The sequence below is a fragment of the Pseudomonadota bacterium genome (genome assembly GCA_008501635.1).
GTDB lineage: Bacteria > Pseudomonadota > Gammaproteobacteria > QQUJ01 > QQUJ01 > QQUJ01.
The window spans coordinates 133,657-159,102 of the sequence record QQUJ01000018.1; the positions used below are offsets into that span (position 1 = coordinate 133,657).

Consider the following 25,446-nt stretch of genomic DNA (forward strand, 5'->3'; position numbering starts at 1 on the left):
TCATGCGCATCTCAACCGCTCAGATCAATCTGCAGGCGACCAACGCCATGCTCGATCAGCAGGCAGCCGCCAGCAAGACGCAGCTGCAGATTTCCAGCGGTCGCCGTATTCTCACGCCGGCAGATGACCCGGTGGGGGCATCGCGCGTGCTGGCTCTCAGCCAGTCGGTGTCGGTGACCGAACAGTTTCAGTCGAACATCAATGCCGCTGAGAGTAAACTGCGCCTGGAAGAGACCGCGCTGGGATCGGTCACCAACGCGTTGCAACGAGTGCGCGAACTGGCGTTGCAGGGGAACAACGATACCAATACGGCCCAAGACAGGGATGCCATTGCCGTGGAGGTGCGCGAGTTGCTGGACGGGTTGTTGCGTGTGGCCAATAGCCAGGATGAATCGGGCGAGTATCTGTTTGCGGGTTTCAAAACCCAGACCCAGCCTTTTTCCGCATCGGGTTCGACATTCAGCTACAGCGGTGATCAGGGTCAGCGCCTGCTGGCGGTCGGGCCAGGACGACGGATCGCGAGCGGCGATTCGGGTTTCGAAGTCTTCATGCGGATACCCAACGGTAACGGTACCTTCGTCGCCAGCGCCAACGGTGCCAACACAGGCACGGGTGTCATCGATCAGGGCAGCGTGGTGACAAGTTTCGTGCCGGAGAATTACACCATCACCATCACCGAACCGACGCCCGGCGATCTGCGTTATTCGGTGACCGGTTCGGTATCGGGTGCGATTGCAACCAACGTGGTCTACGCGGACGGCCAGGCGATCAATTTCGGCGGCATCGGGGTGACGCTCACCGGAACCCCCGCAGCAGGGGACAGCTTTACCGTCCAACCCAGTAGCGCGCAGAGCCTGTTCGATACCGTTCAGGCGATAGCGGCTGAACTTGAAGCGGGCGGCGGTGCTCCCGCTGCCGATGCCCTGTTTCACACCGATCTCGGCCGCGCCATCAGCGAACTGGACCAGGGCCTGGAGAAGATTCTCGAGATGCGCGCCGGAGCGGGCGCCAGACTCAACGCTCTGGATAATCAGGCCGAGATTAACGCAGACTATCAACTGCAGTTGCAAACGACACTTTCGGAAGTTCAGGACCTGGATTATGCCGAAGCCATCAGCCGTTTCGAGCTGCAGTTGGTAGCACTGCAGGCGGCGCAACAGTCGTTCAGCCGGATCAGCGGTCTGTCGTTGTTCAATTTCCTGTAGGAGCCGTCAGATCTCTTTCAAACCTGCTCCGGCGGGATGGCGGGCCTCGGCACAGCCCTGCCAGTATTTATCTTAAGAAACAACGTGTTGACTTCTTTCTGTCTACCCTAAAGTTTCCCCTCTTACCGCCGATACCTGAAATCGGAGGCGGTAAATGCGCCGGTGATCGGAGCATATCCGCCAAGTAGAAACGGTGCTGCTGTAAACACAATGCCGCGGCATCATCAGGGGAGACTTCACAATGCCTCAGATCGTCAATACAAACATCGCTTCGCTGAATGCGCAGCGTAACCTTAACCGCAGCCAGAGTGACCTGAACGTTTCACTTCAGCGCCTCTCTTCCGGTTTGCGCATCAATAGCGCGAAAGATGATGCTGCTGGTCTGGCCATCTCCGAGCGCTTTACCTCGCAGATCCGTGGTCTGAACCAGGCTATCCGTAACGCCAATGACGGCGTGTCGCTATCGCAAACGGCCGAGGGTGCGTTGTCTGAAACCGGCAATCTGCTGCAGCGTATGCGCGAACTGGCCATCCAGTCGGCCAACTCCACCAACTCGGCTTCCGACCGGGCGGCACTCAACAGCGAGGTCAATCAGCTGAAGAGTGAGTTGGATCGAATTGCCAGTACTACCGAGTTCAACGGATTGAAAGTGCTTGACGGCACCTTTACCACGCAGTCGTTCCAGGTGGGCGCTAATGCCAATCAAACCATTGCTTTCTCGATTGCAGGTGCGACGTCCAGCCATCTGGCCAATCACTCGTTGAGCGCTGTGAATGCGACAGCCGACGAAGGTTCCGCTTCAACTTCGGATGCCGCGACCACCCTCGCAGGTGTTACCCACCAGGTGGAAGCGCAAACGCTGACCATCTCGGGCAATCTGGGGTCAGGTACAGTTTCGGTGGCCGATAGTGCCAGCGCCTTCGCAGTTGCTGCTGCCGTTAATGCGGAGGAAGCGTCTACCGGCGTGACCGCCGAAGCAACCAACAGTGCTGTGCTGAGCGGCCTGAGCGCGGCTGGCACCGTAACGTTGACGTTGGGTAGTGGTAGCTCAACTGCAACAATATCCGCAGCAGTAACCACCACAGACCTGAGCGCCCTGGCGACGGAGATCAACAACAACTCCGGCACCACTGGTATCAGCGCGACCTACAGCACAGGTACGCTGACACTAACCCAGGCAGATGGCAAAGACATTAACATTGAAAACTTCAGCCACTCGACGGGTAGCTCCACCATTGCGGTGCAGTCTGTCAATGCTTCTGGTACGGCTACCGATTCCGAGACCTTAACGGATTCCGCGAGCGACAGCATCATTGTCAGCGGTTACGTCACCTTCAATTCCAATAATTCGTTTTCGGTCTCTTCGAGTGTCGCTGCTGGTGCCGGTAGCATCCTCAATGTAGCTGCTAATACCGCTGTGGGTTCTAGCCAGACTCTGCTGAGCACTGTGGATATCAGCTCACAGACTGGGGCACAGGCGGCCCTCAATATCATTGATTCCTCTTTGCAGACCATCTCCAAAATCCGTGCCGATTTGGGTGCAGTTCAGAATCGGTTTGAAGCCACTATCTCCAATTTGGGCGCGACCGCCGAGAATCTGGCGGCCGCTAGGTCTCGAATCCAAGATGCTGACTTCGCTGCTGAAACTGCTGCACTGACCCGTGCCCAGATCCTGCAGCAGGCGGGTGTATCGGTACTGGCCCAAGCCAACGTGCTACCGCAGAACGTTCTGGCGCTGCTCCAGTAAGGAAAGCTTTAGGAAGGGTTCCCGGTTCGATTTGACTGGGAACCCTTTCCGAGAGTTTCGATCGAGAGGGAATTGACATGCCTAATGAGATATCAGCGAATCTGAACACGCTAGTCTCTAGGCCTGCGCAGGCTCAGAGGCCTCAGCTGCCTGGGTCCTCTGAACCGGATGTCGAGCGGCAGACCTTGCCGCAGAACGGCCAGACCTTTCCTCCGCTGCAGCAGAAGGAACAGAGCAGTGAGACCCAACGCAGGGAACTTGATGAGGCGGTGAGTCGAATTCAGGATTACGTCCAGAACCTCCAGCGTGAACTGCAGTTCACGGTCGATCAGCAGAGTGGACGCACCATCATTACGGTGATCGATTCTGAGACGGACAAGATCATTCGCCAAATCCCGCCGGAGGAGATACTCGCACTTTCCGAGTATCTCCAGAGTGCCTCCGACGGCTTGTTGCTCAAGGTGCAGGCGTAGTTGGCCTTGTATTTGCTTGGTTGTATTTAGTTTGATGGGAACGGACGCAGTGTAAGGGGCCAGGGATTGGCCCCACACCTTCAATCACGGCGAGTAACGAGTACGAAGTAACGCAAAATGGCTGCAATATCATCACCAGGCATCGGATCCGGTCTCGATATCGGAAGTTTGGTCAGCCAGTTGGTGGCGGCCGAGGGACAGGTTCAATCCAACCGCTTAGACACTAAGGAAGCAAAGGCGCAAGCAACGTTGTCTGCGGTAGGTACGCTTAAGGGCGCGCTGGCGGATTTTCAAAACTCACTTGCCAGCCTTAAGACCAGCAGTACATTCAGCAATCGCAAAGCAACATCGCAGAATACAGATTTCTTTACCACGTCAGCGACGGGTTCCGCTGCGATTGGCAATTACAATATCGAAGTAGTTCAGTTGGCCCAAACGAACAAGGTGCGATCAGCAGGTTTTGCCGATTCCGATACTGTGGTGGGTATGGGAACGCTGACCATCGCTGCGGGAATGGACTCGTTTGCTATTACCATCGACAGTTCGAACGATACTCTGGCGGAGATTCGCGACGCCATCAATAGCGCCAGCGGCAACTCCTTTGTCAACGCCACCATCGTCAACGTCGACGATGGTGTAGGTGGTACTGAGAGTCGCTTGTTGCTTTCAGGAACTAAAGTGGGCGCCGGCAATGCAATCACCATAACTGTGGATGACAACGATCTGAACGACACTGATGCCAGCGGTCTTTCGCAGCTGGCAACGGGAAATCTGGTGCAAATGGACGCAGCGCAGGACGCGATAATCGAAATCGACTCGCAAACGGTCACGCGATCCAGCAACTCTATTTCGGATGCCATCGATGGCGTAACGATTGAGTTGGTTCAAGCACATCAGACGCTAGGAGATACTACCGAATTGAGCGTAGCTGCCGATACTGTTGGAGTGAGCTCGGCAATCAATACGTTTGTCACGAGCTACAACAAGATGATTGGCGCCTTCAATCAGTTGAGTAGCTACGATGCGACTACGGGTGCAACCGGAATACTTTTTGGGGATGCGACATTGCGTTCTGTTCAAACCCAGATCAGGCGCGAATTTACCAGTTCTGTGGCTGGCTTGACCGGTGATGTTCGTAATCTCGTGCAGTTGGGTATTACCACGCAGGAAGATGGCACACTTAAGATCGACAGTACAAAACTGAACAGTGCAATTACTGACGATCTAAGCGATGTAACCATGTTGTTTTCCTCGAGCAATGGTGTGGCGACGCGACTGAATTCACTGATCGACAGCTACATTGGATCGTCGAGCGTTCTCGATAGTCGATCCAAATCTCTCAACAATCAGATTGAGGATATTTCTGATCAACGCGAGGCATTGAGTCGCCGATTGGCTTCTCTGGAATCGCGACTACTCGCGCAATTTTCGGCTATGGATGCGCTGGTATCGCAACTCAAATCCACCAGTAATTATCTCACCCAGCAGCTAGCTAATTTGCCTGGGGCGATCAATATTAACAAGTCCTAACGAGGGGATTAGGTTATGAATTACGCCACCGGCCATTCCGCCCTGAAACAGTACCGCAACATTGGCGCACAATCGGGCATTGAAAGCGCTGACCCCCATCGCCTGGTGCAGATGTTGATGGATGGCGCACTGGAGAAGATCTCCACGGCCAAGGGTTTCATGCAGCGGGGTGCGATCGCGGAGAAGGGCGCGCATATCAGTTGGGCCATTGCCATCATCGATGGCCTGCGCGCGGCCTTGAACAAGGATCAGGGCGGTAGCATCGCCCAGAATCTTGAGGATCTGTACGACTACATGAGTCGTCGTCTACTCCAGGCCAACGTCGAAAACAAGCCGGAAATGCTCGATGAGGTGGGCATCTTGATGCAGGAGATCAAGGGTGCCTGGGATGCCATCCCGCAAGAGGTCAAAGCGAACGCTCTTCCTGGCGGATGAGCGTTGCGTAGCGCACTCAATGTCGCCGGAGGATGCCAAATCGCTGGAGAGCTGGGTCGCGCTCAGCCGTGAGATGGTGGAGCTGGCGCGGGCGGAGGAGTGGGATCAACTCGCGCAGCGCGAATCCATTCGACAGCAGCAGATCCGACTGTTCTTCAAGGAAGCTGTTCCGGCTGCCGATGCTGCACAGGTAAAGGCCTCCATCGATCAGGTGCTGGCGATGGACGAAACGGTACAGCAGTTGGCCGAACATGCCCGCGACGTCGCCGCACGATCCATGGGAGAGCTGAAGCGTGGTTCGCAGGCCGTCAAAGCCTACACCGCTTAAAGTACCGTTCCCAAAGGCGGAAACTGATTGCCTCTGCCTGCCCGGTACGCTTAACTGCCCATTATGAGCGCGCCACACAACCCAACGCTTGGACAAGGGGTGCTGTATGAAACCCGCGTACCCCTGTCCTGGAAACCCATCAAACAACAGCCAGACGAGCACCAGCAGCTTGCGCTGAACGATCATAACGATACGGTTTTGCGTACGGTGCTGGCGCTCGAAGAGGTTGGCAGCGAGCACGCGGAAGAGGGCTCGGGTTCGGTACAGGATATGGTGCGCATCGAAGCCAAGGTCAACCTGGTACTGAATCTGGTGGGCCAGCTGTTGGCGGCGCAAAGTGCCATTCCCCCCAAAGCCTCGGTATGCCTGGGTGCCGAGTTCCTGGAGTGGTCGGCGCCTTCCGTACCGGAGCCGGGTCAATGGGTTTTGATCGAACTCTATCTTCACCCCAGCTACCCGCGCCCACTGCGCATGGTTGGGCAGATTCAGGAGCCAACAGGGCGGGTTTCGGCACCAGCGGCCGCGCTGACCTTTGCGGGCATGAGCGAACCGGTCCGGGATGCCCTGGAGAAACTGATTTTCCGCCACCATCGCCGGGCCATCGCCCAGACTCGGGCCCGCCGCACCGATCGGTAGCGGTGTTCCGCTGCATCGGGGTGCACAAGCCTGCCACCCTGACCCGCCCCTTCAGTCTCCCGGCCAGTCAAAGTTGATCGAGACGGCGGAAGGGAACCGCCGGACTTGTCCCGATGATCTGACCATGCGGTCGGTGTATCAAGCGCCGATATTTTGACAGGTGCGGTGCGGGCTGGTTTACTTCCCGTTATCCAGCCACCCTAACCCCTTGGGGCGTATGAGTAACGACGATATTCTGGTCCTTAGCGACGATGGGCAGGAACGCGCTCGTTTGACGCACATTCTGGATTTTCTCAGTCTGAACCCGCGTTTCGAATCGGGTGAACCGGGCAATCTCCTCGCGGTGTTGATCGGAGAACACGCACCGTCCGACAACGGTTCGTTGGCCCATCTGTTGAATAGCTTCGGTGGCCGGCTGGCGGTCATCCAACTCGACGGCAATGGGCAGGTGCCTCCGGAACTGACCGAGTGGGTCACCGATAAGCTCGATCTGCCACTGCGCCAGGACAAGATGAATGCCGTGTTGCGGCGTGCCCGCGTGCTGCGCGGCGAAGGCGTGCGCGGCCGTTCGCCGGAACTGTTCCGCAGTCTGTTGGGCACCAGCCCGGTGATGCAGAAGATCCGTCGCATGATCGAGCAGGTGGCCGACTCCGATGCCAATGTGCTGATCCTCGGCGAATCGGGCACCGGCAAAGAGGTGGTGGCGCGCAACGTGCACTACCACTCCAAGCGGCGCGAAGGTCCCTTCGTGCCGATCAACTGCGGCGCAATCCCCGCCGATCTGCTGGAGAGCGAACTCTTTGGCCATGAGAAGGGCGCCTTTACCGGCGCCATCACCGCCCGCCAGGGGCGGTTCGAGATGGCGGAGGGAGGCACGCTGTTTCTCGACGAGATCGGTGATATGAGTTTGCCGATGCAGGTGAAGCTCCTGCGGGTGCTGCAGGAGCGCTGCTTCGAGCGCGTCGGCAGCAACAAGACGATACACGTCGACGTGCGCATTCTTGCGGCCACCCACCGCGATCTGGAACAGGCGGTGGACGAAGGCAAGTTCCGCGAGGACCTCTTCTATCGGCTCAATGTCTTTCCCATCGAGATGCCACCGTTGCGTGATCGAATCGAGGATCTGCCGGTGCTGATCAACGATCTGGTGCTGCGCGTCGAGCACGAGCGCGGCGAAACGCTGCGCATGACGCGCGACGCCATCAATATGCTGGCGCATTATCAATGGCCGGGGAATGTCCGTGAGCTGGCAAACCTCATCGAACGCCTGAGCATTCTCTACCCCTCGGGAGTGGTGGACGCAGACGATCTACCCGAGAAATTCCGTGGTGGCTCGGGTGAGATGCCGGCCTACGACGACATTCTCGAAGACTACTCCGCGCAAATGACGCACGCCGAGCGTCTGCCCGCCGAGGGTATCGACCTCAAGGAGCAGGTGGCCCAGTACGAGGTGAACCTCATCCGCCAGGCGCTGGAGGAAGCCGACGGTGTAGTGGCGCACGCCGCCAAACGCCTGGGAATGCGCAGGACTACTCTGGTCGAGAAACTCCGCAAGTACGGTATCCAAAAGGATGAAGCGTCGATAAATTGACGGTTTACACGTTGTCGTAAAACCGTATCCTGTTGAAATAACAAGTAATTATTATCTGGCACGGTTTTCGCTTAAGTCCGTTCACGTTGTAAACAACATGAACCTGGTACCCAGCGAAACCGTAGATGAGCCTGACTCCCGACAAGACGACCCAGGAACTGGAAGATGCCTTCCGGCTGTTTGCTGAAACCTCGCGGCAAATGGAGGTTGCCTATCGTCAGCTGGAAGGCCGTTTTGCCGGGCTCAATCACGAGCTGGGTATGGCGCGCAGCGAACGCTTTCGCCAACTCAGGGAGAAAGAACTGCTCGCCAATCGCCTGGAACGGCTGTTGGCGGCGCTGCCTGCCGGTATTTTGGTGTTGGACGATTCCGGCCTCATTCTGGAGGCGAATCCCGCCGCCTCGGAACTGTTGGGTGAACCGCTGACGGGTTTGTCCTGGGATACGGTTCGAACCCGTGCACTTGCTCCCGGGTCGGGACAAGGCCAGGAGATGTCGCTGCACGATGGCAGGGTGGTGAGCATCGCGTTGCGATCGCTCGGAAGCGAACCCGGTCAGATCGTGCTCATCCACGACCTCACTGAAAATCACAAGCTGCGCGCCCTGGTCGAACGCCAGCGCAGTCTCGCCAGCCTGGGCGAGATGGTAGCCCAATTAGCCCATCAGGTTCGCACGCCCCTCGCGTCGGCCGTTCTCTACAGTTCGCACCTGCGCAAATCCGAAATCACCGCTGAGCGCCGTGCGCTGATTCTGGATAAGACCCTTTTTTGCCTGCGTGAGTTGGAACGGCAGATCAACGACATGCTGCTTTTTGCCCGCTCCGGTCACCTGGCGTTCGAATCGGTCGATCTGGCTGAGTTGGCCGCGGATCTCCAGCGCACCATCGAACCTCAGCTGCTGGCGAGCGAGTGTGTGCTCACTCTGACCGGCATGGAAGGACAGATCGACGGCAACCACGAGGCGCTGGCGGGCGCACTGCTCAACCTGGTCAGCAACGCGCTCGAAATGGGCGCGCACACGATACGCATCGCGGCACGAATCGATGCGCAGGTGCTGGAGATTTCCGTGGCGGACGACGGCCCCGGTGTGGCGGCGGAGATCCGTCCTCGCATCTTCGAACCCTTTTTTACGGCACGTCCCGGCGGCACCGGATTGGGACTCGCTGTCGTACGCACGGTGGTCGAGGCACATTCGGGCCGTGTCGCCCTGGTCGCCAGTCCATCTGGCGGCGCCTGTTTTCAACTGACGCTGCCGCGTCACATCCATCCACAGTTTCTACCCAGTGGTCAATCCCTGCCGAGCGCCGGAGAGTGCGTGGCCGGCGGATCTCTCAGGAGGTATTCATGAGTCAAGCGACGGTATTGGTGGTCGAGGATGAACCGACCCTGCGCGCAGCGCTGTGCGACACACTCGAGCTGGCGGGGTATCCCGTCGAGCGGGCGGGCAATGGCAGTGAGGCGCTGGCAAAACTGGCCAATCACGAGATCGGAATGGTGGTCAGCGATCTGCAGATGAAACCCATGGACGGGCAGACCCTGCTGACCAAGATTCGCTCCAACCGTCCGGATCTCCCGGTGCTGATGATGACCGCCTACGGGACCATTCAGAGTGCCGTCGAGGCGATGCAGGCCGGCGCAGTGGACTACCTGGTCAAACCCTTCGAGGCTGAAGCCCTGGTGGAGAAGGTGCAGCAGTTTGCCGCCGGGGCGGCAGCGCCCAGCCACCTTCTGGTGGCCGAAGATCTACGCAGCCGCGAACTGGTGAATCTGGCGCAGCGGGTGGCCGCCAGCGACGCCACCGTGCTGATCTGCGGCGAAAGTGGCACCGGCAAGGAGGTCATCGCGCGTTTCATCCACAACTGCTCACCGCGCGGCCAAGGTCCCTTCGTCGCCATAAACTGCGCTGCGATCCCTGAAAACATGCTCGAAGCGGTGCTGTTCGGTTACGAAAAAGGCGCCTTCACCGGGGCCTATCGCAGCACGCCAGGCAAATTTGAACAGGCCAACGGCGGCACGCTGCTCCTCGATGAGATCTCGGAGATGCCCCTGACGCTCCAGGCCAAGCTGCTGCGCGTATTGCAGGAGCGCGAAGTGGAGCGCCTCGGCGGCCGCACCCTGATCAGCCTCGACGTGCGCGTGCTGGCGACCACCAATCGTCGCCTGCGCGAGGAGGTGGCGGCGGGGCGTTTTCGCGAGGATCTGTTCTACCGGCTCAACGTTTTCCCGTTGGCGATACCGCCGCTGCGCGAGCGCGGTGCCGATATCCTGCCGCTGGCGCGCACCTTGCTCCGGCGCCACATCCCGGCCGGCGAGCCTGTTCCAGCCCTGGACGGCGGCGCCGAACAGCAGCTGCTGGCTTATCCCTGGCCGGGTAATGTGCGGGAGCTGGAAAACGTTCTGCAGCGCGCGCTCATCCTGCGTCAAAGCCAACGCATCGGCGCCGAGGATCTGCATTTTGAAGGGGGCGAAACCGTGGTAATTGCGGCCCCAGCCGCCGCGGAGGTGACCGCCGGTGTTCTCGGCAACGATCTCAAGTCACGCGAACAGCGCCTGATCCTTGACGCGCTCCAGGCCCACAAAGGCAGTCGCAAAGATGCCGCGGAACACCTGGGAATCAGTGCGCGAACCTTGCGCTACAAGCTGGCGCGCATGCGGGACGCCGGAGTTGCCATGCCCTGACGCGGTTTGGCGTGAATTCTGCATATTTCCAACCATTTGAACTGAAAACGACGGAAAACCGGCCATGAGCGATATCAATGTCAACGAACTGCTTGCACAGATGCGCGTGCTTTCGGCACAGGCCAAAGGGGTGCAGCTCCAGCCAGCGGCGGAGAACGGGGCCAGCGATTTTGCCCAGATGCTGAAATCCTCGGTCGATCAGGTCAACTCCGCGCAGCAAAACGCCCGGCAGCTCGCCGAGGCCTTTGAGCTGGGCGATCAGAGCGTGGATCTCGCCTCGGTGATGGTTGAAATGCAGAAGGCGAGTCTCTCGTTTCAGGCCATGACGCAGGTGCGCAACAAGCTGGTCTCCGCCTATCAGGAGATCATGAGCATGCAGGTCTGATTGAGTCACCGCGTGATCTCGAGGTAAACAACCCATGGCCCTGGTCAAGACTGAAGCTCTCTCCCACTCCTTTACCGGTATGAGCCGGTTACCGATGCTGCGCCAGTTCGGGCTGCTGATCGGCTTGTCGGCGGCGATCGCGATCGGCATCGCGGTGGCGCTCTGGTCGCAGGAGCCCGGTTATTCGCTGCTCTACGGTAACCTGAGCGACAAGGATGCCTCCGAAATTACGGATGCGCTGCAACGCGGCAATATTCCGTTCAAGCTCGACGATCGCACTGGCGGGATCATGGTCCCTTCGGGGATGCTCCATGATGCCCGGTTGCAGCTGGCGAGCCAGAGCCTACCCCGCGGCACCGGATTGGGTTACGAGGTTTTACAGCAAGATCAAGGGTTTGGAACCAGCCGTTTCGTGGAAACGGCGCGTTTTCAACGGGCGATGGAAGTGGAGTTGGGCCGCACCATCAGCGCTCTCGCCAATGTGCGTACCGCACGTGTACACCTGGCGATTCCGCGTCAGTCGGTGTTCATCCGCGATCGCCACAAGCCCCGCGCCTCGGTGCTGATCCATCTGCAACCTGGTCGCCTGTTGGAGAAGCCTCAGGTTGAGGCGATTGTGCACATGGTTTCGTCGGCCGTACCCGAGCTGGCCAGCAGCGACGTCAAGGTGATCGACCAGAAGGGGCGGCTTCTGACCACCTCCATGGACAACAGTGACCTCGCCATGTCGGCGGGTCAGTTCGAGATGACCCGCCAGTTGGAGCAGAGCTATGTGCGGCGCATCGAAGGCATACTAATCCCGTTGCTGGGCAGCGATGGCGTACGCGCAGAAGTCTCGACCGAGGTGGATTTCACCGTTGTCGAGCGCACGCAGGAGAGCTTCAACCCCGATCTGCCGGCGGTGCGCAGCGAGCAGACCTTCGATGAGCAGAGCCAGGGGATTGCCGGTGCCGGGGGAATCCCCGGTGCCCTGAGCAATCAACCGCCGGGAGCCGCCGTGGCCCCCGAAGTGGCGAGCGGCGCCCAGGGCGAAGGGGTGGGTGGTGGAACGCCAAGCAATTCAAGCCGCCGTGTCGTGCGCAACTACGAACTGGACAAGACCATCAGCCATACCCGCCTTGGCGGAGCCGCCTTGAAACGCATTTCTGTGGCGGTGTTGGTAGACGACAGGCGGACTGTTGGTGACGATGGCACGGTGACCACGACCGCGCGAACGCCCGAAGAGATCGAGCGACTCACGGTATTGGTGAAGGAAGCCGTTGGCTTCAGCGAACGCCGCGGTGACAGTGTCAGCGTGATCAATGCCTCGTTCGCGCCGCCGCTGGCCGTGGAAGAGGTGCCCGAGCCGGCGATCTGGGAACAGCAGTGGGTATGGGATATCGCCAAGAAGGTGGGTGGTGTTGCCCTGGTGCTGATCCTGGCCTTCGGCGTGCTGCGGCCGATGTTGCGCAGCCTGGCCGAGAAGGGGCAGATCGCCCCGCAGCGGCAGCTGGTTACCGTCGCGTCGAACGGCGAGCTGGTCCCGGTTTCCGACGATATGGCCGGTCAGGGCGGCTCAATGGCGGGACAGCAGCCGCGATTGGGTGCTCCCCGCGCCGATGAATACCGGGATAAGATGGCCGCAGCACAAAGTATCCTCAAAGAGGACCCGAAACGTGTGGCGCAAGTGATGAAAGCCTGGGTAGCGACGGATGGCTGAGCAAAAGGGGTTTGGCGCGGGTACCGAGCGCGCCGCGATCTTGTTGATGGCGGTCGGGGAGACGCACGCCGCCGAAGTGCTCAAGCATATGGGGCCCAAAGAGGTCCAGAAGCTGGGCATGGCGATGACGCAGCTCTCCAACGTTTCCAAGGATGAGGTGAGCAAGATCCTCGGCGAGTTCGTCGAAATGGTCGACAACCAGACCGCGCTGGGCGTGGGCACGGAAGATTATGTACGCAATGTGCTGGTCAGCGCGCTGGGGGAGGAGAAGGCAGGCGGTCTGATCGATCGCATTCTGCTGGGTTCCGGCAGCAAGGGGCTGGATTCGCTGAAATGGATGGATCCGCGCGCAGTCGCCGAACTGATACGCCTGGAGCATCCGCAGATCATTGCAATAGTGCTGGCCTATCTCGACGCTGATCAAGCCTCCGATATTCTCAAGGCGCTGCCTGATCGCCTTCGTTATGACGTGGTGATGCGCATCGCCGCCATCGACGGTATCCAACCGTCGGCCCTGCGCGAACTCGATCAGATCATGGAGAAGAGTTTCAGCAACAAGACCAACGTCAAGACCTCGACCACGTTTGGCGGGATCAAGGCAGCGGCGGATATTCTCAACCTCCTGGACAGCTCGGTCGAGAACGCCCTGATGGAGGAGATCAAGAACGCCGACGCCGATCTCGGGCAGGCCATTCAGGACAAGATGTTCGTCTTCGAGAATCTCGTGGATGTGGACGATCGCGGTATTCAAACCCTGTTGCGCGAGATCTCCAGCGACGCGCTCGCCGTCGCCCTGAAAGGCGCCGACGAGGGCGTCAAGGAGAAGATCTTCAAGAATATGTCCAAACGGGCTGCCGAGATGCTGCGTGACGATCTCGAGGTGCGCGGTCCGGTGAAATTGAGCGATGTCGAAGCGGCGCAAAAGGAGATCCTGATGACCGCGCGCAGACTCGCCGATTCGGGCGAGATCTCTCTCGGCGGCAAGGGCGAGGCCATGGTATGACGATGGCCTGCGCAAGATCACTACGATATGCCAGGGAGCGTGCATCGTGACCATTTCGCGCGTCATCCCCAAAGAGCAGATGGAGTCGATTCTGCGTTGGGCTGCGCCCGAAGTTGACGGAGCAGCGGGTGCTGCCGGCGCCCGCGGTACGGTGGCGGGACATCCTGAAGTCATGACTGCCCATAAGCTGGAGGAACTGCAGCAACGAGCCTATCAGGAGGGGTTCGAACAGGGGCGCCGCGAAGGCCGCGATGCCGGCATGGCGGAACTGCGCCAGCAAGCGCAGCGTCTGCAGGGGGCATTCGATCTTCTAAGCCACCCCCTGGAAGAGCTGGATCAGGCGGTCGAAGAACAGCTCCTGCATTTGGTTACAGTCGTTGCGCAACAGATGATCCGGCGCGAACTCAAAGCCAACCCTGGCGAGATCGTCGCCGTGGTACGCGAATGCCTGGCCCTGCTGCCGGTCGCTTCACGCGAGGTGCGGGTGCAGCTGCATCCTGAAGATGCGGCATTGGTTCGTGATGCGCTGGGGCAACCCGGGGGTGAGCGCGGCTGGCAGATCATAGAAGATCCGGTGATCACGCCCGGGGGTTGTCGGGTGGTGACCGAGATGTCCCGTATTGATGCCACCGTCGAAAGCCGCCTGATTGCCCTGGTGACCAGTCTGCTCGGCGGGGAGCGCCAAGATGACCGATCCCGCGACCAGGAGTGAGCGCAGCGCCCATTGGGCGAGACTGTTGAGTCATCGCGCGGAACTGGTGCAGGGCGCCGCGCGTCCTGTCGTGGAAGGCAAACTGACCCGCATGGTGGGCCTGACGCTCGAGGCGGTGGGTTGCCAGGCTCCGGTGGGCGGCCGCTGCCGCGTGGTGGCACCCAGGGGTGATTCGGTCGAGGCCGAAGTGGTGGGTTTTGCCGGCGAGCGACTCTATCTCATGCCCACCGGTGATATTCGCGGTCTGGTGCCCGATGCGCGTGTCATCCCCACTGGTCACGGTGTGGAAGCCCACGTCGGACCCGGGTTGCTCGGGAGGGTGGTGGACGGTGCCGGCAAGCCGCTCGATGGCGCGGGTCCGATCCGGGCAGACGAGCGGATCCCGCTAACCGGGCGCTCCATCAACCCGATGACCCGCGAGCCCATCAGCGAACCTCTCGATGTCGGCGTGCGTGCGATCAACTCGCTGTTCACGGTAGGGCGTGGTCAGCGGATGGGCCTGTTTGCCGGCAGCGGGGTGGGCAAGAGCGTGCTGCTGGGCATGATGACCCGCTACACCACGGCCGACGTCACAGTGGTCGGGATGATCGGCGAACGTGGCCGCGAGGTGAAGGAGTTCGTGCGCAATATCCTCGGCCCCGAAGGTATGGAGCGGGCCGTGGTGGTGGCAACACCCGCCGACCACACGCCGCTGATGCGCCTGCACGGCGCGATGCTGGCAACCAGTATCGCGGAGTATTTTCGCGATCAGGGTTTGCAGGTGTTGCTGTTGATGGATTCGCTGACCCGCTATGCGCAGGCGCAACGCGAGGTCGCGCTGGCCATCGGCGAGCCGCCGGCGACCAAGGGGTATCCGCCATCGGTGTTCGCGAAACTGCCACAACTCGTGGAGCGCGCAGGAAATGGCGACAAGGGGGGTGGTTCGATCACTGCCTTCTATACCGTGTTGACGGAAGGCGATGATGAGAACGATCCCATCGCCGATGCGGCACGCGCGATTCTCGACGGCCATATTGTATTGTCACGTGAGCTGGCCGATGCTGGACACTACCCCGCCATCGATATGGAGCGCTCCATAAGTCGCGCCATGCTGGAGATTACCGACAAACCCCAACAGAAGGCCGCGCGAAGCTTCAAGCAGGTCTACTCTACCTATCGCCAGAGCCGGGATCTGATTACGGTGGGTGCCTATCAGGTGGGGAGCGATGCGCGGATCGACGAGGCGATCTCCTATCATCCGCGCCAACTCGAGTTTCTGCGTCAGGACATGGGTAACGCGGTCAGATTGGATGCCAGCATCGAGCAGCTGCAAGACCTGATGGCCGAGGCGAAGACTACACTGAAGTAACGGGTCGGCAAGGATTCGAAGGGGCGATGGGTCCACCGCTACAACGAGGCGCTAACGGGTCACCATGAATCGATCACAACGTATGGAGCCGGTCGTTCGCGTCGCCGGACGCCGCGAAGAGGATGCGGCCCGCGAGCTGGCGCAACAGCGCGACTTGCTGGTTCGTCATGAAAAGCAATTGCTGGAACTGCAGGCCTACCGTGGTGAGTATATTGCCCGCCTGCAGGATCAGAGCGGGAGTGGGGTCAACGCCTCACGTCTGCAGGATTATCGCGTTTTCCTCGACAAGCTCGACACCGCCATCGGGCAGCAGGAGCGCATCGTCGCGCACCAGCAGTGCGAAGTGGATCGTTTCAATCAGCGCTGGATGGAATTGCGGACACGCTGCAATGCCATGGACAAGGCGGTAGAGCGCCTGCGCAGCGAAGAGCGGCGCAAGGCCGATCGACGCGAGCAGCACGAAAGCGACGAGCGTACCAATCAGCGATATCGCAGTCGCTTCTAGGGCGACCTCAATCCACGGGGCCGTACTGCCCCATCTATCTGGCACGGCCTTTGCTCTTACTGCATTATCTCTAACCAATCCTGTAAAGGAGAGGCAGCGTGCCGAACTTGCTGACTACACTCACGCCGACCGTGGTCACCCCTGCATCCGTTCAGGCGGGTGGTAGCGGCTCTGCAAACGCCGGAAAATCTCCTTTATTAACAGATAGTTTCGCGATGAACGGGGGTGCCGGCTCGTTTCCTGATACCTTAAGCGAGCAGCTTGCCGGCGCCACGGAGTGGCTCAACCTCACCACTGCCGGGCAAGTGCCGACGGAACTGCTCTTGCCGCTCGACGGCAATGGGCTGCCGCTGACCGGTGCGGAGTTGCAGGCTGAGTTAGAGGGGACCCTGGCTGATGTGGGACAGGGTGGCGCGTCGTTTCTGCTTACCGGGCTGCCGTTGCTGCCGCCGGGGATGGCACCGCTGGACGCCAACGCTGTGCAACCCGGAGAAGCGGATTTCGTGCTGCTGGCGAGGACGGGGAACCGCCCGGGAGACCCACTCAACACCCTTGGCAAGGGTGAATCGGGCGCCGGGATCGGGACCTTGCTCAATGGGACGGCCGGTGCCGTAAAGGCGATGCCGGACATGGTATTGATGGCGAACGGTTCGGGTGCGGAAGCTGATCAGGAACTGCTGCAGGTACTGAGCGAATCGTTGGCCGGGGAGCGCGGCGCACTGCGCGGTGGGAGCGATCCCCTGACGTTGCGCGGGCTCGTCAATGTCCTGCAGGGGGGCGAGAATCTCCAAGCCGCCTCTGCGGTAGCGACCAATCCCGCGTTTGCGCTCGCCTCAACCACACCCCCATCCTCGGTTGCAACGCTCCCTCTATTCACTATCGATATCCCGCCCGGGCAGCCAGGATGGGGTGAGGCGCTCGGTGAACGGGTGGCCTGGATGCTCAACAATCAGCAACCCGGGGCGCAGTTGCGCATCAATCCGCCGCATTTGGGACCATTGGATATCAAGGTGAGCGTCCACAACGACCAGGCCAGTATCACTTTCACCGCACATCATGCGCTGACAGCCGATCACCTGGAAGCCGCGCTGCCGCGTTTGCGAGAGATGCTCGCCGAAAGCGGACTGCAACTGTCGCATTTTGATGTGCGCCACGAGGGTGGAGACGCGCAGGCCCAGGGCGGGGAGCGCAAAAGCGGAGCGGTGGAGGGCGATCCAACAGAGGGAATCGCCGACGCTGAAGGGGCTGTGCCCACTTCGGTGACAATCCTGAATGGGAGCGGCCTGGTGGATACCTTTGCCTGATCGATAGCGGGAATGCGAGACACCATCGAAGGCCCGGTTGCCGCAAGGTAACCGGGCCTTCGCGTTTTCCGCCCGGGCTATGGCGGTGGTAACTGGGAGGCTAAACTTGACGGGCGGGGGAAAAGACCGGCCCCAAAGCGCCAATAATCTGGCTAGGTAGCTTCAAAAACGCAGTCAACCATTTGGCGCATCGCTCGATGTGTTTTGTAACCATATGATATTGAAGAACTAAATTGACGAATCTGTGCTGGCACAGCTCTTGCTTTCTCATAAATCAGAAGAAATCTTAGGATAGATCAATGGCAGACGACGAAGATCTCGAACTCGACGAAGGCGCGAAGAAGAAGGGCGGCTCGAAACTCAAGCTGATCATCGTTCTAAGCGTCGTCGGTGTACTTGTTCTGGGGGGTACGATAGGCGCGACCCTCTTCTTTACCGGGGCCTTTTCCGGCGGAGACGAGGAAGAAGCGGCGGCCGCCAAGCCCGATAGGAAGAAAGCGCCCAAGCAGGCGCAGTATTTGGCGTTGGACCCGCCCTTCGTGGTGAATTTCGAAACCCAGAACCAGATACGCTTTTTGCAGATCGCCGTGGAAGTCATGACGCGGGAGCCGCCCTTGCTCGAGTCTGTCAAGCTGCACATGCCCGCGATCCGCAACAACCTGGTGATACTGTTCAGCAGCCAGGATGCGGTTGCCGTGGGTACGCGCGAGGGCAAGGAGCAGTTGCGGGTGGCGACCCTTGCGGAGATCAACAAGATACTGAAAAAGGAGACCGGCGAGGCCGGTTTGGAAGCCGTCTACTTCACCAGTTTCGTGATGCAATAACCATGTCCACCGACCTGCTCAGCCAAGACGAAATCGACGCCCTGTTGCACGGGGTGTCGGATGGCGATGTCGAGACCGAAGGCGACCAGGGCCTGGCCCCGGGCGAAGCACGGGCCTACGACTTCACCAGCCAGGACCGCATCGTGCGTGGACGCATGCCGACGCTGGAGATGATCAATGAGCGCTTCGCCCGTCATTTCCGCGTGAGCCTGTTCAACATGCTGCGGCGTACTCCGGAGATCTCTGTGGGTGGGGTGCAGATGCTGAAGTTCAGCGAGTATGTACACAGCCTCTACGTGCCCACCAGCCTCAATCTGCACCATATCAAACCGCTGCGCGGGACGGCCCTTTGCGTGGTCGATCCCAAGCTGGTCTTCACGGTGGTCGACAACTTCTTCGGCGGAAGCGGTCAGTTTCACACCAAGATCGAAGGTCGTGAGTTCACCTCGACGGAGATGCGCGTGGTGCGCATGCTGTTGGAAGATGTGTTCAAGGATCTCAAAGAGGCGTGGTCACCGGTGATGCCGGTGACCTTCGAGTATCTCAACTCCGAGGTCAATCCCCACTTCGCCAATATCGTCAGCCCCACCGAGGTGGTGGTGGTCAACACCTTTCACATCGAGCTGGAGGGCGGCGGTGGCGATCTCCATCTCACCATGCCCTATTCGATGATCGAACCCATTCGGGATGTGCTCGACGCGGGTATCCAGAGCGATCGCTCCGATATCGATGAGCGCTGGATACGCGCGATGCGTGAGCAGACCAAGGAGGCCAATGTGCATCTGAGCAGCGTTCTGGCCACGACGACGGTCAGCCTGCGTGAACTGGTGGAGGCTAAACCCGGTGACGTTATTCCGATCGAGTTGCCGGAACACGTAGTGCTCTATGCCGAAGATACCCCGGTGTTTCTCGGACGCTACGGTGTCCACAACGGTTCACACGCGATCCAGATTGATCGACGTGTGGAACGCCCCGATGGGTGATCGTTGATTTGCCTGGAGAGTAACGATGAGTGACGACGCGACTGAAGAATCTGGCAACGCGACGGATGAGTGGGCCGAGGCGATGGCGGAGCAGGCCATCGAGGACGCAGCGCCGGCCGCCGGCAAGAAGTCGGTCGAGCGTGCCCAATTTCAAGACCTGCAACCCGCGCTGAAAGGGCCGGGAGGCAAGGAGGTCAATCTGGACGTGGTGATGGATATTCCGGTGACGTTGGCGATGGAGATCGGGCGCACCAAGATCAGTATCCGCAATTTGTTGCAACTCAATCAGGGATCCGTCGTGGAGCTCGATCGCCTGGCCGGTGAACCCATGGACGTGCTGGTCAACGGGACTCTGATAGCTCACGGAGAGGTGGTGGTGGTGAACGAAAAGTTTGGCATCCGACTGACCGACGTGGTGAGTCCATCCGAGCGCGTCAAGCGCCTTACTTAACACACTAGGTTCAAGCTGATGATGAGTCAGTCCCAGGTACTGAGGGATCTGTTTGTGCCCAAAAAATGGACGGTGCGGCTGGCGGCGCTCACGGCGGCGGTGACGCACAACCTGTTTGCGGCCGAGTCCACAACCGGACGCGGTGCCGGTTTGCCCAGCGATCCACTGGCGACCACCAGTCTGGTGCAATTGATGGCGGGGTTGATTCTGGTGCTGGCGCTGATTGGCGTCAGTGCGTGGTTGTTGCGTCGTTTCAATCGCTTTCAGAGCGCGGCGGGCGGGCAGATGAAAATCCTCGGCGGCCTGTCGATGGGCACCCGCGAGCGGGTGGTGCTGTTGCAGGTGGGCAAGCAGCAACTATTGCTCGGTGTGGCGCCTGGACGGGTGCAGACCCTCCACGTGCTCGATGATCCGGTCGAGGTGTCTCCGGTCGGCGGTGCGGAGGGCGGCGGCGGTTTCGCGCAACGCCTGCAGACCGCAATGCGCCAAAGGAGCGGTTCATGATGCGCGCGTTCTGCCTGCTGCTTCTATTGTTGTCGAGCACTGAGGTTGCCGCTGCTCCCGCATTCCCTGCTTTCGTTGTGACGCCTGGCGAGGGCGGGCAGCAGACTTACGGTGTCAGTATTCAGGTGCTGATGTTGATGACCGCGCTGACGCTACTGCCAGCGGCGGTGCTGATGATGACGTCATTTACTCGCATCATCATTGTGCTGTCGATTCTGCGCCAGGCGTTGGGCACCATGCAGACGCCGTCCAACCAGATTCTGATCGGCCTCTCGCTGTTTCTCAGTTTTTTCGTGATGGTGCCGGTGTTCGATCGTGCCTACAACGACGCGCTGGGACCCTATCTCAACGAAGAGATTGCCCCACAAGAGGCGTTGCAGCGTGCGGCCAAACCGTTTCGCGAGTTTATGTTCGGCCAAACACGCGAGAGTGACATTGCACTGTTCACGCGCATCTCGGGGCGTGAAGAGTTCGCCAGCCAGGATGACGTGCCCTTCAGCCTGTTAGTGCCTTCGTTCGTCACCAGTGAATTGAAGACCGCGTTTCAGATCGGATTTCTGATTTTCATTCCGTTTTTGATTATTGACCTGGTAGTGGCAAGCGTTTTGATGTCCATGGGCATGATGATGCTCTCGCCGATGCTCGTCTCGCTGCCGTTCAAGATCATGTTGTTTGTGGTGGTGGACGGCTGGGCACTGGTGATGGGCACCCTGGCATCGAGCTTTTTTGTCTGACCTGACGACGGCAGGAGCAAACAGTGGATGCGGATCTGGTTATTACGATAGGACAACAGGCGATGAAGGTGATGGTGCTGCTCGCTGCACCGTTGCTGCTTTCCGCGCTGCTTGTCGGATTGCTCGTCGGCATGTTGCAGGCAGCGACACAGATCAATGAGATGACACTCAGCTTCATTCCCAAACTGATGGTATTGGTGGCGGTGCTTGCGATTGCAGGACCGTGGATGTTGGGGGTGATCGTCGATTACACCCAGGATCTGATCGAGAGTTTACCGGTGTTGGTGGGTTAGGAAGCCGAAGCCGATGGTAATTTCAACCGACGAATTCGCAGGTTTTGTCACATTTGCATTGTGGCCGTTCCTGCGTGTGGCCGCGTTGATTGGAACGGCACCGGTATTCAGTTCCGACATGGTGCCGATGCGCATCCGTGTGGTGATGGCCCTGGCGGTGACCGCGATGGTGCTGCCGGTGTTGCCGCAAACGCCAAGCGCTGATCCCCTCAGCGCACAGGGGGTGCTGATCTCGGCGCAGCAAATCCTGATCGGTGTCGCCATGGGATTTGCACTGCGTCTGGTGTTCAGTGCACTCACGGTCGCCGGGCAGACGGTGGCCACCAGTATGGGTCTCGGGTTTGCCTCTACTATCGATCCGCAAAACGGTGTGCAAGTGCCGGTCGTGAGTCAACTCTACGTCATTCTCGCCACGCTGTTGTTTCTGGTGTTCAACGGCCATCTGATGTTGATCGAAATGGTGGCGCGGAGTTTTCAGTCGCTGCCGGTGGCGGTGGATGGCCTGACCCGCAACGGTCTTTGGGCACTGGTCAGCTGGGGCAGTGACATGTTCGCCGGCGCCATGCTGATCGCGATGCCGGTGGTGGCGTCGATTCTGTTGCTCAACATCTCGTTCGGCGTGATCACCCGAGCGGCGCCGCAGCTCAACATCTTTGCGGTCGGTTTCCCGCTCACGATCATGATGGGATTCATCATTCTGTGGTTGACACTGCCAGGGATCGTCCCGCAGTTCGAACGGCTGCTGATGGATGGACTCGATATGACCGCGCGACTCGTGGGACCCGGAGAGTAGACCATGGCCGACGAAGACAACAGTCAGGAAAAAACCGAACAACCTACTCCCAAACGCCTGAAAGAGGCGCGGGACAAAGGGCAGATCGCGCGCTCGCGGGAACTCAACACCATGGCCATGATGCTGGTCTCGGCCGCTGCGCTGTTGCTGTTGGGCCCCAATCTGGTAGGGCAACTGGGTGAGCTGATGAGCGATGGTCTGCGCATCGAGCGTGCTCAGGCGTTCGATCTCGCGGCGATGCTGGAGGTGCCGGCCGAGATGGTGGGCCGGGCTCTGGAGCTGCTGATGCCGCTGTTTCTCTTCCTGGTGGTCGTCGCAATCCTGGCGCCTTTGGCGCTCGGTGGCTGGGCGTTCAGCCCGCAGTCGATTGCACCGAAACTTGAGCGCATCAGCCCGCTGAAAGGGATCAAGCGGGTCTTCTCCTCGCGCGGTCTGATGGAGATGATCAAGGCACTCGCCAAATTCGCCCTGGTGGCCAGTGTCGCCGTGGGATTGCTCTGGAACCTGGCCGACGATTTCCTCGGTCTCGGGCAGGAGCCGCTGCGTCAGGGCATGGCCCACATGGGCAGCCTGTTAGGCTGGTCGTTCTTGTTGTTGTCCGCGACCACGATTCTGATCGCGGCGATCGATGTGCCGTTTCAGCTCTGGTATCACCACAAACAGCTGCGCATGACCCGCCAGGAAATCAAGGACGAGATGAAAGAGACCGAGGGGCGTCCCGAGGTCAAAGGCAAGATCCGCAACCTGCAGCGCGAAATCGCCCAGCGGCGCATGATGGCCGAAGTGCCCAAGGCCGATGTGGTGATCACCAATCCCACGCATTTCGCCGTGGCGCTGCGTTACGACCAGGATCGGATGCGCGCCCCGCGGGTGGTGGCCAAGGGCCGGGATCTCATTGCGCAGCAGATCCGTACCATCGCGCTCGATTCCGGTGTCTACATCCTGTCGGCACCGCCGCTGGCGCGTGCCCTCTACCACACCACCGAAATCGATCAGGAGGTTCCCTCCGAGCTCTATCTGGCGGTGGCGCAGGTGCTGGCCTATGTCTATCAGCTGCGCATCGTGCGCCGCGAGGGCGGCAAAGCGCCCGATCAGCCGACGGACCTGCCGGTTCCCGATCAATACCACTAGGAATGCGAGAAGAGGAAGAACGAGATGGCCGCAGTTCCCAGTAATCTCAACCTTCGTGGCCTGCTGAGCACGGGTCTTGGGGCACCGCTGCTGCTGGTGATGATGCTGGCGATGGTGGTGCTGCCACTGCCGCCAATCGCCCTCGACATACTTTTTACTTTTAACATCTCCTTCGCACTGGTGGTGCTGCTGGTCGGTATCTATGCGCAGCGCCCGCTCGACTTTCCCATCTTTCCCACTGTGCTGCTGATTGCCACGCTGCTGCGATTGGCGTTGAACGTCGCTTCCACCCGCGTGGTTCTGTTGCGCGGGCACACCGGCACTGACGCCGCGGGCCGTGTGATCGAGGCCTTCGGAGAATTCGTGGTGGGTGGCAACTACGCGGTGGGCCTTGTGGTCTTTGTCATCCTGGTCATCATCAATTTTGTGGTCGTGACCAAAGGTGCCGGCCGTGTTTCAGAAGTAAGTGCCCGGTTTACCCTGGATGCGATGCCGGGCAAGCAGATGGCGATCGATGCCGATCTCAACGCCGGTCTGATCACCCAGGATGAGGCGCGCACGCGACGCTCCGAAGTCGCTCAGGAGGCGGATTTCTACGGCGCCATGGACGGTGCTTCCAAATTCGTGCGCGGTGATGCTGTCGCCGGTATTCTGATTCTCTTCATCAACATTATTGGCGGGCTGGCTATTGGTATCGTCCAGCACGGCTTGCCCTTCAGTGATGCGCTGCGTGTCTATACGCTGCTCACCATCGGCGATGGCCTGGTGGCGCAGATACCCTCCCTGGTGCTTTCAACCTCCGCGGCGATCATGGTGACCCGTGTTTCTACCGCGCAGGACATGGGGCAGCAGTTCATCAACCAGCTGTTCGGCAATCCCCGTGCCCTGACGGTGACGGCTGGCGTGATCGGACTGCTGGGACTGATCCCCGGCATGCCCAACGTGGCCTTTCTGGTGCTCGCCGGGATCTCCGGTGGCATGGCCTATTACATTGCGCAGCGCAACCGGTTGGCGCCAGAGGCAGGGGAAGAGGAAGAGGAGGTGGCCCCTGTCGAGACCGCACCGCGTGAGCTCTCCTGGGAAGATGTGCAACCGGTCGACCCTGTCGGGCTGGAAGTGGGCTATCGCCTGATCCCCTTGGTGGATCGCAACCAGGGCGGGGAGCTCATGAACCGCATCAAGGGGGTGCGCAAGAAGCTTACGCAGGAGCTGGGGTTTCTGGTCCAGCCGGTTCACATCCGCGACAACCTGGACTTGGCGCCCAACGGCTACCGTCTCTCGATCAACGGTGTGACCGCCGGTATGGGAGAGGTTTATACCGATCGTGAGTTGGCCATCAATCCTGGTCAGGTGTTTGGCTCGGTACCAGGGCTGGCTACCAAGGACCCCGCATTCGGGCTCGAAGCGGTGTGGATTGAGCCGGCCCATCGCGAGCAGGCGCAAACCGCCGGCTACACGGTGGTCGATGCATCGACGGTCGTCGCGACGCACCTCAGCGAATTGGTAAAACAGCATGCGCAGGAGTTGCTCGGCCATGAAGAGGTCCAGCAGTTGCTCGATATCCTGGCGCGTGCCGCGCCCAAACTGGTGGAGGATTTGACACCCAAGACCCTGTCATTGGGCGCGGTGCTCAAGGTGTTGCAGAACCTGCTGGCCGAGGGGGTCGCCATCCGTGATATTCGCACCATCGCCGAAACTTTGGCGGCGACCGGTGCCAGGAGTCAGGACCCCGACGTTTTGACGGCCCATGTGCGTACCTCGCTGGGTCGTTCAATCGTTCAGCAACTCGTTGGTCCAACAGGAGAAATTCCCGTTATCACGCTGGATCCTCAGCTGGAACGCTTATTGCACCAGTCTTTGCAGTCCCCCGAAGAGGGGGGAATCGGGTTGGAGCCGAGCTTGGCTGAACGCTTGCACAACAGTCTTCGGGAAGCGGTGGAGCGCCAGGAGATGGCCGGTCATCCGGCACTCCTGCTGGTCGCCGCACCGATCCGCCTCTGGCTGGCGCGTTTCCTGCGGCCGACGATACCGGGGCTTGCGGTGCTCGCTTATACCGAGCTGCCGGATAACCGGCAGATCCGGGTAGTCGCGAACGTCGGGCAACCCGCGGCATTGGAACGGGCGTAGTGGGTGATTGGGAATAAATACCAATAGG

The 25,446-nt window shown here is 59.9% G+C and carries 26 protein-coding genes; all 26 read left to right on the forward strand.

All coding sequences use genetic code 11. The features are described from left to right. Positions 1–2 precede the first annotated feature (2 nt). Positions 3–1,205, forward strand: a complete 1,203-nt coding sequence (flgL, locus tag DWQ09_10625) for a flagellar hook-associated protein 3 (GenBank protein KAA3627629.1) — start codon at positions 3–5, stop codon at positions 1,203–1,205. A gap of 241 nt (positions 1,206–1,446) precedes the next feature. Next, on the forward strand, positions 1,447–2,952 hold the full coding sequence (locus DWQ09_10630) for a flagellin (protein KAA3627630.1): 1,506 nt from the start codon (positions 1,447–1,449) through the stop codon (positions 2,950–2,952). A gap of 77 nt (positions 2,953–3,029) precedes the next feature. Beyond that, entirely contained in the window at positions 3,030–3,425 is a 396-nt protein-coding gene (locus DWQ09_10635; GenBank protein KAA3627631.1) for a hypothetical protein, read from the forward strand. A 117-nt stretch (positions 3,426–3,542) separates the two neighbouring features. Further along, a complete protein-coding gene (locus tag DWQ09_10640; protein KAA3627632.1) occupies positions 3,543–4,955 on the forward strand; it encodes a flagellar hook-associated 2-like protein in 1,413 nt (470 codons plus the stop codon). A gap of 15 nt (positions 4,956–4,970) precedes the next feature. Continuing rightward, on the forward strand, positions 4,971–5,390 hold the full coding sequence (locus tag DWQ09_10645) for a flagella export chaperone FliS (protein KAA3627633.1): 420 nt from the start codon (positions 4,971–4,973) through the stop codon (positions 5,388–5,390). Continuing rightward, on the forward strand, positions 5,344–5,718 hold the full coding sequence (locus DWQ09_10650) for a flagellar protein FliT (protein KAA3627634.1): 375 nt from the start codon (positions 5,344–5,346) through the stop codon (positions 5,716–5,718). The genes DWQ09_10645 and DWQ09_10650 overlap by 47 nt, the downstream gene beginning before the upstream one ends. 63 nt (positions 5,719–5,781) lie before the next feature. Further along, entirely contained in the window at positions 5,782–6,354 is a 573-nt protein-coding gene (locus DWQ09_10655) for a hypothetical protein (protein KAA3627635.1), read from the forward strand. A gap of 217 nt (positions 6,355–6,571) precedes the next feature. Continuing rightward, the gene (locus DWQ09_10660) at positions 6,572–7,945 is read left to right on the forward strand and encodes a sigma-54-dependent Fis family transcriptional regulator (protein ID KAA3627636.1); all 1,374 of its coding nucleotides are present in this window, start codon (positions 6,572–6,574) and stop codon (positions 7,943–7,945) included. 125 nt (positions 7,946–8,070) lie between these two features. After that, positions 8,071–9,291 (forward strand): PAS domain-containing protein, encoded by a 1,221-nt coding sequence (locus tag DWQ09_10665; GenBank protein KAA3627637.1) that lies wholly within the window; start codon positions 8,071–8,073, stop codon positions 9,289–9,291. After that, positions 9,288–10,622: a sigma-54-dependent Fis family transcriptional regulator gene (locus tag DWQ09_10670; GenBank protein KAA3627638.1), complete on the forward strand. Its 1,335-nt coding sequence runs from the start codon at positions 9,288–9,290 to the stop codon at positions 10,620–10,622. Before DWQ09_10665 ends, DWQ09_10670 begins: the two co-directional genes overlap by 4 nt. Positions 10,623–10,686: 64 nt before the next feature. Continuing rightward, positions 10,687–11,007, forward strand: a complete 321-nt coding sequence (locus DWQ09_10675; protein ID KAA3627639.1) for a flagellar hook-basal body complex protein FliE — start codon at positions 10,687–10,689, stop codon at positions 11,005–11,007. Positions 11,008–11,041: 34 nt separating this feature from the next. Beyond that, positions 11,042–12,706: a flagellar basal body M-ring protein FliF gene (locus DWQ09_10680; protein KAA3627640.1), complete on the forward strand. Its 1,665-nt coding sequence runs from the start codon at positions 11,042–11,044 to the stop codon at positions 12,704–12,706. Continuing rightward, positions 12,699–13,709: a flagellar motor switch protein FliG gene (locus DWQ09_10685; protein KAA3627641.1), complete on the forward strand. Its 1,011-nt coding sequence runs from the start codon at positions 12,699–12,701 to the stop codon at positions 13,707–13,709. The genes DWQ09_10680 and DWQ09_10685 overlap by 8 nt, the downstream gene beginning before the upstream one ends. Positions 13,710–13,755: 46 nt before the next feature. Next, positions 13,756–14,421, forward strand: a complete 666-nt coding sequence (locus DWQ09_10690) for a flagellar assembly protein FliH (protein ID KAA3627642.1) — start codon at positions 13,756–13,758, stop codon at positions 14,419–14,421. Then, positions 14,396–15,769 carry a flagellar protein export ATPase FliI gene (gene fliI / locus DWQ09_10695; GenBank protein KAA3627643.1) on the forward strand — a complete coding sequence of 458 codons (1,374 nt, stop codon included), beginning with the start codon at positions 14,396–14,398 and terminating at the stop codon, positions 15,767–15,769. Before DWQ09_10690 ends, fliI begins: the two co-directional genes overlap by 26 nt. A 64-nt stretch (positions 15,770–15,833) precedes the next feature. After that, entirely contained in the window at positions 15,834–16,274 is a 441-nt protein-coding gene (gene fliJ, locus DWQ09_10700; GenBank protein KAA3627644.1) for a flagellar export protein FliJ, read from the forward strand. Positions 16,275–16,489: 215 nt separating this feature from the next. Next, a complete protein-coding gene (locus DWQ09_10705; GenBank protein ID KAA3627645.1) occupies positions 16,490–17,578 on the forward strand; it encodes a hypothetical protein in 1,089 nt (362 codons plus the stop codon). Between the two features lie 299 nt (positions 17,579–17,877). Beyond that, a complete protein-coding gene (locus DWQ09_10710) occupies positions 17,878–18,402 on the forward strand; it encodes a flagellar basal body protein FliL (GenBank protein ID KAA3627646.1) in 525 nt (174 codons plus the stop codon). A 2-nt stretch (positions 18,403–18,404) separates the two neighbouring features. Next, a complete protein-coding gene (locus DWQ09_10715; protein KAA3627647.1) occupies positions 18,405–19,385 on the forward strand; it encodes a flagellar motor switch protein FliM in 981 nt (326 codons plus the stop codon). A 25-nt stretch (positions 19,386–19,410) separates the two neighbouring features. Further along, complete coding sequence (gene fliN, locus DWQ09_10720) at positions 19,411–19,836, forward strand: flagellar motor switch protein FliN (protein KAA3627648.1); 426 nt, start codon at positions 19,411–19,413, stop codon at positions 19,834–19,836. A 21-nt stretch (positions 19,837–19,857) separates the two neighbouring features. Then, on the forward strand, positions 19,858–20,340 hold the full coding sequence (fliO, locus tag DWQ09_10725) for a flagellar biosynthetic protein FliO (GenBank protein ID KAA3627997.1): 483 nt from the start codon (positions 19,858–19,860) through the stop codon (positions 20,338–20,340). Next, positions 20,340–21,074 (forward strand): flagellar biosynthetic protein FliP, encoded by a 735-nt coding sequence (fliP, locus tag DWQ09_10730; GenBank protein ID KAA3627998.1) that lies wholly within the window; start codon positions 20,340–20,342, stop codon positions 21,072–21,074. The genes fliO and fliP overlap by 1 nt, the downstream gene beginning before the upstream one ends. Positions 21,075–21,097: 23 nt before the next feature. Then, the gene (gene fliQ, locus DWQ09_10735; protein KAA3627649.1) at positions 21,098–21,367 is read left to right on the forward strand and encodes a flagellar biosynthetic protein FliQ; all 270 of its coding nucleotides are present in this window, start codon (positions 21,098–21,100) and stop codon (positions 21,365–21,367) included. Positions 21,368–21,380: 13 nt separating this feature from the next. Continuing rightward, the gene (fliR, locus tag DWQ09_10740; protein KAA3627650.1) at positions 21,381–22,160 is read left to right on the forward strand and encodes a flagellar biosynthetic protein FliR; all 780 of its coding nucleotides are present in this window, start codon (positions 21,381–21,383) and stop codon (positions 22,158–22,160) included. A 3-nt stretch (positions 22,161–22,163) separates the two neighbouring features. After that, on the forward strand, positions 22,164–23,291 hold the full coding sequence (locus DWQ09_10745; GenBank protein ID KAA3627651.1) for a flagellar type III secretion system protein FlhB: 1,128 nt from the start codon (positions 22,164–22,166) through the stop codon (positions 23,289–23,291). 24 nt (positions 23,292–23,315) lie between these two features. Continuing rightward, the gene (gene flhA, locus DWQ09_10750; GenBank protein KAA3627652.1) at positions 23,316–25,418 is read left to right on the forward strand and encodes a flagellar biosynthesis protein FlhA; all 2,103 of its coding nucleotides are present in this window, start codon (positions 23,316–23,318) and stop codon (positions 25,416–25,418) included. Positions 25,419–25,446 lie beyond the last annotated feature (28 nt).

Excerpts from the sequence above, each read along its gene's own strand:
- flgL (KAA3627629.1), top strand. The coding sequence starts at position 3 with ATGCGCATCTCAACCGCTCAGATCAATCTGCAGGCGACCAACGCCATG.
- DWQ09_10630 (KAA3627630.1), top strand. The coding sequence starts at position 1,447 with ATGCCTCAGATCGTCAATACAAACATCGCTTCGCTGAATGCGCAGCGT.
- DWQ09_10635 (KAA3627631.1), top strand. The coding sequence starts at position 3,030 with ATGCCTAATGAGATATCAGCGAATCTGAACACGCTAGTCTCTAGGCCT.
- DWQ09_10640 (KAA3627632.1), top strand. The coding sequence starts at position 3,543 with ATGGCTGCAATATCATCACCAGGCATCGGATCCGGTCTCGATATCGGA.
- DWQ09_10645 (KAA3627633.1), top strand. The coding sequence starts at position 4,971 with ATGAATTACGCCACCGGCCATTCCGCCCTGAAACAGTACCGCAACATT.
- DWQ09_10650 (KAA3627634.1), top strand. The coding sequence starts at position 5,344 with ATGCCATCCCGCAAGAGGTCAAAGCGAACGCTCTTCCTGGCGGATGAG.
- DWQ09_10655 (KAA3627635.1), top strand. The coding sequence starts at position 5,782 with ATGAGCGCGCCACACAACCCAACGCTTGGACAAGGGGTGCTGTATGAA.
- DWQ09_10660 (KAA3627636.1), top strand. The coding sequence starts at position 6,572 with ATGAGTAACGACGATATTCTGGTCCTTAGCGACGATGGGCAGGAACGC.
- DWQ09_10665 (KAA3627637.1), top strand. The coding sequence starts at position 8,071 with ATGAGCCTGACTCCCGACAAGACGACCCAGGAACTGGAAGATGCCTTC.
- DWQ09_10670 (KAA3627638.1), top strand. The coding sequence starts at position 9,288 with ATGAGTCAAGCGACGGTATTGGTGGTCGAGGATGAACCGACCCTGCGC.
- DWQ09_10675 (KAA3627639.1), top strand. The coding sequence starts at position 10,687 with ATGAGCGATATCAATGTCAACGAACTGCTTGCACAGATGCGCGTGCTT.
- DWQ09_10680 (KAA3627640.1), top strand. The coding sequence starts at position 11,042 with ATGGCCCTGGTCAAGACTGAAGCTCTCTCCCACTCCTTTACCGGTATG.
- DWQ09_10685 (KAA3627641.1), top strand. The coding sequence starts at position 12,699 with ATGGCTGAGCAAAAGGGGTTTGGCGCGGGTACCGAGCGCGCCGCGATC.
- fliI (KAA3627643.1), top strand. The coding sequence starts at position 14,396 with ATGACCGATCCCGCGACCAGGAGTGAGCGCAGCGCCCATTGGGCGAGA.
- fliJ (KAA3627644.1), top strand. The coding sequence starts at position 15,834 with ATGAATCGATCACAACGTATGGAGCCGGTCGTTCGCGTCGCCGGACGC.
- DWQ09_10705 (KAA3627645.1), top strand. The coding sequence starts at position 16,490 with ATGAACGGGGGTGCCGGCTCGTTTCCTGATACCTTAAGCGAGCAGCTT.
- DWQ09_10710 (KAA3627646.1), top strand. The coding sequence starts at position 17,878 with ATGGCAGACGACGAAGATCTCGAACTCGACGAAGGCGCGAAGAAGAAG.
- DWQ09_10715 (KAA3627647.1), top strand. The coding sequence starts at position 18,405 with ATGTCCACCGACCTGCTCAGCCAAGACGAAATCGACGCCCTGTTGCAC.
- fliN (KAA3627648.1), top strand. The coding sequence starts at position 19,411 with ATGAGTGACGACGCGACTGAAGAATCTGGCAACGCGACGGATGAGTGG.
- fliO (KAA3627997.1), top strand. The coding sequence starts at position 19,858 with ATGAGTCAGTCCCAGGTACTGAGGGATCTGTTTGTGCCCAAAAAATGG.
- fliP (KAA3627998.1), top strand. The coding sequence starts at position 20,340 with ATGCGCGCGTTCTGCCTGCTGCTTCTATTGTTGTCGAGCACTGAGGTT.
- fliR (KAA3627650.1), top strand. The coding sequence starts at position 21,381 with ATGGTAATTTCAACCGACGAATTCGCAGGTTTTGTCACATTTGCATTG.
- DWQ09_10745 (KAA3627651.1), top strand. The coding sequence starts at position 22,164 with ATGGCCGACGAAGACAACAGTCAGGAAAAAACCGAACAACCTACTCCC.
- flhA (KAA3627652.1), top strand. The coding sequence starts at position 23,316 with ATGGCCGCAGTTCCCAGTAATCTCAACCTTCGTGGCCTGCTGAGCACG.